Below are 661 nucleotides of genomic sequence, written 5' to 3'. Positions count from 1 at the left end.
TGATGGTCTGCGGGTCGCTCAGGGCGCCGTTGTTGTCCTTCGCCTGGTAGGTGAAGGTGACGTTCTCACTGGCGCCTGCGGCCAGGTGGTCGAAGGCGGTACCCGGATTGAAGGTGTAGCTGCCGTTGGCATTGAAGGTCAGCGTGCCTTTGCCTTGCGCCACGTCGGTGGCCAGCTGGTAGCTGACGACGGTGCCGTCGACATCGGTGGCGGCCGGAACCTGACCGTTGAGCACGGTGTTCTCTTCGGTGCTGGCGACATCGGCCGAGGCGACCGGTGCATCGTTGGTGCCGTTGATGGTGACGGTCACGGTGCTGCTGGTGCCGTCGGCAGCCTTCACGGTGAAGGTGTCRGTGAGCTTGTCGCCGRCAYYCAGCTCGTTGTAGGCGCTGTTGGCGGTRTAGGTCCAGSTGCCGTCGGTGCCGAGRTTGAAGGTGCCGTGCAGGCCGGCGACGTTGCTCTGTGCCTGGAAGCTGGCCGCGCCGTCGACGTCGGTGACAGTCAGTTGGCCGCCGGTGGTGATCGGTGCATCGGTCTCATTGACGCTCACGCTGGCCACGCCGCCGATGACGGCCGGGTCGTTGGTCCCGGTGACGGTGATGGTCAGGGTCTGGGTATCGGTCGCACCGTGTTCGTCGGTGACGATGTACTTGACCACGAT

At 64.8% G+C, this 661-nt stretch carries 1 protein-coding gene; it reads right to left on the bottom strand.

Going from position 1 to position 661, the window contains the following annotated elements:
* Positions 1-661: VCBS domain-containing protein (locus tag A6723_RS23205; protein WP_175405577.1), on the bottom strand; the 661-nt coding region annotated here is incomplete at both ends.

This window comes from Pseudomonas sp. AU11447, from assembly GCF_001672555.2.
In the GTDB taxonomy this organism is placed as follows: Bacteria; Pseudomonadota; Gammaproteobacteria; order Pseudomonadales; family Pseudomonadaceae; genus Pseudomonas; species Pseudomonas nitroreducens.
This window is presented reverse-complemented; position numbering and strand designations above follow the sequence as displayed.